A 5,659-nucleotide genomic window follows, 5' to 3' on the forward strand; every position below is an offset into this window, starting at 1 on the left:
GCCCCGGCGGGCCACCACCTGCCAGCTCTGGCGCTACGACGGCAGCACCGCCGCGCCCACCCTGCCGGTCCCCTCCGCCGACGCGGCGGACCGGGTCCGCCACCTGGCGCATCCCGCCTGGCCCCACCCGCCGGCCGCGTACGACGCCGCGGTGGGGCTGGCCACCCTGGAGCTGGGCGACCTGCTGGGGCTGCTGGTGCATCCGCCCGAGGCGCCCGACACCGCGCTGGGGCGGGTGCTGATCGGGCAGGACCCGTCGCTCTGGGTGCGGTGCGTGCAGGTCTGGGCCTGCCTCGGCCTGCTGCACCACCGCACCGACGAGCCGTGGGCGGACTCGACCCGGCGCCGGGTGCTGGTCGAGCTGGTCTGGGGTGTGGAGGACTGGATCACCGAGGCGGCACTGTTCGCCCTGGTCACCGCCGCCTGGGTCGACCCCGCGGTACGCCCCGACGTGGCCCGGGTCGTCGCCGAGCGGCTCGCGGACGCGGCGGAGGTGGCCCGCGACCGGCCGGTGCCGATCGCCACCTCGCTGGCCCACCTGGCCCTGGCCACCCCGGCCCTGGACGAGGCGACCACCGCGCTCGCCCACGAACTGGCCGGCGCGCCGGTCGACCCGCTCCGGCGCGGCGCGCTGGCCCGGCTCTGGGCCCGCCTGACCGCCCGCTTCCGCCGCGCCTGACCGGGAAGACGCGACGCGGCCGCGTCGTACCCGGGAAGGGACGACGCGGCCGCGACGGAGCGGGTCAGGCCACCGGGGCCTTGCCGAGGGCGGTCTCGGCCTGCTCCTCCGGGGTCGCCCCGGCCGGCGGGGCGTCGTTGGACGACCGCAGCGGGACCTCCTTGATGAACCAGGCGAGCACCGGCACCACGACGGTGAAGAGCACCGCCCACAGGAACACGTGGGAGATCGCGCCGGAGAGGCCGCCGAGCACCAGCTCGCGCGCCTGGGCCGGCAGGTCCTTGAGCTTCTCCAGGTCCATCCCCCGGCCCTCGCCGGTGCCGCCGCTGAACGCGCTGCCGGCAGCCGAGTCGGCGAGCCGGTTGGCGAAGATGGCGCCGAAGAGCGAGATGCCGAACGAGCCGCCGATGGAGCGGAAGAAGGTGGCCGCGCCGCTGGCCGCGCCGAGGTCCTTCTGCTCGACGCTGTTCTGCGCGATCAGCATCGAGGTCTGCATCAGGAAGCCCATGCCGACGCCGAGCACGACCATGTAGAGCGAGGACTCGGCCTTGCCGGTGTCCACGTCGAGGCGGCTGAGCAGGAGCATGCCGGCGGTCATCACCACGCCACCGACGATCGGGAACATCCGGTACCGGCCGGTCTTGGTGATCGCCCGGCCGACCACCAGCGAGACCACCAGCATGCCGAACATCAGCGGGAGCAGCAGCAGGCCGCTGTTGGTGGCCGAGGCGCCCTGCACGGTCTGCTGGTAGAGCGGCAGGAAGTTCATCGCGCCGAACATCGCGAAGCCGAGCAGGAAGCCGATCACCGAGATCAGCGCGAAGTTGCGGTTGGCGAAGAGCCCCAGCGGCAGGATGGGCTCGGGAACCCGGCGCTCGACGAGGCCGAAGGCGGCCAGCGCCACCACGGCGAGCACCGCCAGGCCGAGGATCTGCGGGGAGACCCAGTCGTACTCGTTGCCACCCCAGGTGGTGACCAGGACGATCGCGGTGATGCCGACCGAGAGCAGCGCGGCGCCCAGCCAGTCGATCTTGTGCTCGGTCCGGTACTTCGGCAGGTGCATGGTGGTGGCCAGCACCAGCAGCGCGACCCCGCCCAGCGGCAGGTTGACGTAGAACGCCCAGCGCCAGGAGAGGTTGTCGGTGATGAAGCCGCCGACCAGCGGGCCGGCCACCATGGCGATGGCCATGATGCCGGCGATCATGCCCTGGTAGCGGCCGCGCTCGCGGGGCGGCACCAGGTCACCGATGATCGCCATCACGCCGACCATCAGGCCACCCGCGCCCAGGCCCTGCACCGCGCGGAACGCGATCAGCTCGACCATGCCGTCGCCGGGGCCGCCGAGCATGTCCGAGCCGGCCATCCCGCAGAGCGCCGAGCCGACCAGGAAGATGACCACGGAGGTCAGGAAGACCGCCTTGCGCCCGTACAGGTCGCCGAGCTTGCCCCAGATCGGGGTGGAGACCGTCGTGCCCAGGACGTACGCGGTGACGACCCAGGTGAAGTGGTCGACGCCGCCGAACTCGCCGACGATCCGCGGCAGCGCGGTGCTGACGATCATGTTGTCGAGCATCGCGAGCATCATCGCGATCATCAGGCCGAACAGCACGACCCTGACGTTGGGTCTCGCCGCCGTCTGGCTTTCCTGACTCATGGGTAAGCTCCCCCGGAGAAGTGACGCACTTACTTGCCGCCCGGCTAGTTACCTTACTAGCCGCACGGTAAGTTGGACAGCGAGAGACCGTCAAGCGAGTTGGGTGGTGCAGGTGAGGGAGAGCACAGGCGGCACGCGTGAGCGTATCCAGGCCGTCGCGCTGGAGCTCTTCACCGAGCAGGGGTACGAGCGGACCTCGCTGCGCGAGATCGCCGAGCGGCTCAACGTCACCAAGGCGGCGCTGTACTACCACTTCAAGAGCAAGGACGAGATCGTCAACAGCCTGGTCGAGGACCGCGTACGGCGGATCGACGAGCTGATCGCCTGGGCCCGGTCGCAGCCGCCCACCCGGGCCACCCGGCGGGCGCTGCTGAACAGGTACGCCGACATGATGTTTGCCAGCGAGCAGCCCTCGGTGATGCGGTTCTTCGAGCAGAACCAGACCGTGCTGAAGAGCCTCTCCGCCGGCATGCAGATGCGCGAGCGGATGCTGGGCCTCGCCGACCAGCTGTGCCAGGGCGACAAGTCACCCGCCGCGCAGCTGCGCGCGGCCCTGACCCTCTTCGCGGTGCACAGCAGCTGGTTCGCGGTGCGCACCCCGCACATCACCGACCAGGAGCGCAAGAAGATCGCGCTGGAGGTCGCCGACGAGTTGCTCGCCGGGATCGCTGAGCCGGGGCCGGACGCGGCTCAGGACTGACCGGTCAGCTCCAGCCGCAGGCCCAGCAGGTCCACCCCGGGCACCGGGGACCAGTCCTTCTCGCGCAGCCGGACGAAGCCCATCCGCTCGTAGAGCCGGTGCGCCGGCGCGGCGAACCCGCCGCGTACGCAGATCACCACGGCCGTGCAACCCAGTGCGGCGGCCCGGTCGACGCAGGCCCGGGCCAGCGCCGCCCCGGCGCCCCGACCCTGGGCCGCCGGGTCCACGGCGAGCATGCGGAACTCCGCCTCGCCGGGACCGGAAAGCTCCGCGTACGGGCTGCCGGGCAGCACGAAGGTCACCGAGCCGAGCACCTCGCCGGTCGCGGGGTCCACGGCCACCAGCACCTCGCCGTGGGTCGCCCGGTGCGTCACGTCGGCGAGCACGTCGGCGTACCCGTGCTCGCCCTTGAGCTGCCCGTCCGCCTCGTACGCGGCCACCGTCAGCCGGGCGACCGCGGCGAAGTCGGCCGAGGTCGCCGGGCGGACCAGCAGGCCGGTCAATCGATCACCGCGATCAGGTCACCGTCCTGCACGACGTCGCCCTCGTTGACGGCGAGCTGCTTGACCACGCCGTCGGACTCGGCGACGACGGGGATCTCCATCTTCATCGACTCCAGGATCACGAGCGTGTCCCCCTCGGACACGGTGTCCCCGGCCGACGCGACGACCTTCCAGACGTTGGCCACCATCTCGGCACGGATCTCCTCGGCCATCTCTCGGCCCTCCCTCTCGCGATTGCCTGCCGACGTATCCAATCATGCGGCGGCACGCGATGGGCGGGGAGCGGGCGGCGCCACGTCCACGACCGGAAACACCGCGCGCTCCGGCCGCCCCGGCGGACGATGGCGGGTACCGGCCGCACTAGCATCAGCGGGTCGACCCTGGCGCCGGGAGGACCGGTGCGTGCACCGGCGCCCAGGGTCGCCGCAGCAGGGATCCGACCATCACGAGGAGGTTCACCATGGCGAAGAAGGCCCGCAAGAAGAAGGCCCGTAAGAAGAGCGGCGCGAACCACGGCAAGCGCCCCAACTCCTGATCACGCCCGGCGGGCAGCCGCCGTCGCGATCAGCTCCGCCGGCCCTCCGGGGCCGGACAGACCGGTGGCCCGGGTCGAATCGACCCGGGCCACCGTCGTGTTCCGCGAACGTTCAGTCGGCCAGTTCGCGCGACTCGGTCGTCTCGAAGACCACCAGCTCGGTCAGGCGGATCCGCAGCCGCTCGCGCAGCTGGTCGGGGGCCGTCTCGTTGCCGCAGCAGCGGGCGACGAGCGCCTTCACCTCCTGCTCGATGCCGTACTCACGCAGGCAGGGCCCGCACTCGTCGAGGTGGTGGCGGATCAGCGTGCGCCGTTCCTCCCCGCACTCCAGGTCGAGGTAGAGGTAGACCTCCGCGAGGACCTCACGGCAGTCCGTCTCGTGCGGCTCTCCACAGCTCACGTCACACCTCCCGGCCGGCAGCGGCGGTCGAGCCCTTCGAGGACTGTGCGGAGCTGAAACCGCGCTCCGCGGCGTAGCCCTCGAGCAGCTTCCGCAGATTACGTCGACCCCGGTGCAGCCGGGACATCACGGTGCCGATCGGCGTACCCATGATGTCGGCGACCTCCTTGTAGGCGAACCCCTCGACGTCGGTCAGGTAGACCGCCAGGCGGAACTCCTCCGGCAGCTGCTGGAGGGCCTCCTTGACGTCGCTGTCCGGCAGCCGGTCCAGCGCCTCGGTCTCGGCCGACCGCAGACCGCTGGAGGTGTGCGACTCGGCCTCGGCGAGCTGCCAGTCGGTGATCTCGTCGGTGGGCGCCTGGATGGGCTGCCGCTGCCGCTTTCGGTAGGAGTTGATGTAGGTGTTGGTCAGGATCCGGTAGAGCCAGGCCTTCAGGTTCGTGCCCTGCTCGAACTGGTGGAAGGCGGCGTACGCCTTCAGGTATGTCTCCTGGACCAGGTCCTCGGCATCCGCGGGGTTGCGTGTCATCCGCAACCCGGCAGCGTAGAGCTGGTCGACGAAGGGCATCGCGTCCCGCTCGAAGCGGGCCCTGCGCTCGTCCGTCTTTTCGGTGGTCAACCGCACATCCCCTCGCGTCGGATGCTTCCCCGCCGAGGATACGCGTACGGACCTGCCCGCAGATTCGGTTCCGCCGGGTGTGCCCGCTCTCACCACCGCCGCGCCGCCCACCGTCGCGGGCCAGTCCGGTCCGCCCAGCAGCTGCCGGAGCTGCCGTGCTTCCCGTTCGTCCCGTTCCCGGCTCCGTGTCTCGGTCGGCACCGGTCACCCCCCTCGCCAGATGTGTCGCTCCGGTGGTGGTAACGCCCGGTCGGGGTCCGGACATTCCGTCAGCCGCCCCCGTTCCTGGTCCCGGCCTCGGCGGAGACCGACGCTGGGACCAGGAAGGGCCTGGGAGGGAGGTGCCGTCGCCCGGATCGGGCGGCCGGCACCATCCGATGCAACGACCCTGCGCCGTGCCGGTCACGCTCGCCGGGCGGGGCGGCTACGACGCAGCCATTCCGCCTTCCCCGCCGGCCGGCGGCCGGCTGGCCGCCGTGACTCAGGGCCGCGCCCAGCCCCGCTCGCGGAGCCAGGCGAGCACGGCCGTGGCCACGGCGCCGGGTCCTTGCGCAGGTCGTGACCTCACC

At 71.7% G+C, this 5,659-nt stretch carries 7 protein-coding genes and 1 pseudogene; 3 read left to right on the top strand and 5 right to left on the bottom strand.

The window, feature by feature from the left end:
- Positions 1-679, top strand: a pseudogene (locus JNW89_RS25830) (tetratricopeptide repeat protein); the annotation flags it as partial.
- 64 nt (positions 680-743) lie between these two features.
- On the opposite strand, the gene JNW89_RS25835 reads toward JNW89_RS25830, so the two are convergent.
- Positions 744-2,333: an MDR family MFS transporter gene (locus JNW89_RS25835; protein ID WP_238450894.1), complete on the bottom strand. Its 1,590-nt coding sequence runs from the start codon at positions 2,331-2,333 to the stop codon at positions 744-746.
- 106 nt (positions 2,334-2,439) lie between these two features.
- On the opposite strand from JNW89_RS25835, the gene JNW89_RS25840 reads away from it, so the two are divergent.
- Complete coding sequence (locus JNW89_RS25840; protein ID WP_238450898.1) at positions 2,440-3,033, top strand: TetR/AcrR family transcriptional regulator; 594 nt, start codon at positions 2,440-2,442, stop codon at positions 3,031-3,033.
- On the opposite strand, the gene JNW89_RS25845 is transcribed toward JNW89_RS25840, so the two are convergent.
- Positions 3,024-3,536: a GNAT family N-acetyltransferase gene (locus tag JNW89_RS25845; RefSeq protein ID WP_238450895.1), complete on the bottom strand. Its 513-nt coding sequence runs from the start codon at positions 3,534-3,536 to the stop codon at positions 3,024-3,026. The two genes, JNW89_RS25840 and JNW89_RS25845, sit on opposite strands and share 10 nt — an antisense overlap.
- Positions 3,533-3,748: a biotin/lipoyl-binding carrier protein gene (locus tag JNW89_RS25850; protein ID WP_088973021.1), complete on the bottom strand. Its 216-nt coding sequence runs from the start codon at positions 3,746-3,748 to the stop codon at positions 3,533-3,535. The genes JNW89_RS25845 and JNW89_RS25850 overlap by 4 nt, the downstream gene beginning before the upstream one ends.
- A gap of 248 nt (positions 3,749-3,996) precedes the next feature.
- Here JNW89_RS25850 and JNW89_RS39040 point away from each other — a divergent pair, with 248 nt between their 5' ends.
- The gene (locus tag JNW89_RS39040; protein ID WP_369700219.1) at positions 3,997-4,071 is read left to right on the top strand and encodes a 50S ribosomal protein bL37; all 75 of its coding nucleotides are present in this window, start codon (positions 3,997-3,999) and stop codon (positions 4,069-4,071) included.
- Between the two features lie 112 nt (positions 4,072-4,183).
- Here JNW89_RS39040 and rsrA read toward each other — a convergent pair whose 3' ends face one another.
- Together rsrA and JNW89_RS25860 are read right to left on the bottom strand one after the other, a co-directional pair.
- Entirely contained in the window at positions 4,184-4,471 is a 288-nt protein-coding gene (rsrA, locus tag JNW89_RS25855) for a mycothiol system anti-sigma-R factor (protein WP_088960472.1), read from the bottom strand.
- 1 nt (position 4,472) lies between these two features.
- Entirely contained in the window at positions 4,473-5,291 is an 819-nt protein-coding gene (locus JNW89_RS25860; protein WP_309140028.1) for a sigma-70 family RNA polymerase sigma factor, read from the bottom strand.
- Between the last annotated feature and the right edge of the window lie 368 nt (positions 5,292-5,659).

The organism is Micromonospora sp. 4G55, assembly GCF_016803375.1.

What these genes read in the sequence shown, in the direction of transcription:
- JNW89_RS25835 (WP_238450894.1), bottom strand. Translation starts at nt 2,333, where the DNA reads ATGAGTCAGGAAAGCCAGACGGCGGCGAGACCCAACGTCAGGGTCGTG.
- JNW89_RS25850 (WP_088973021.1), bottom strand. Translation starts at nt 3,748, where the DNA reads ATGGCCGAGGAGATCCGTGCCGAGATGGTGGCCAACGTCTGGAAGGTC.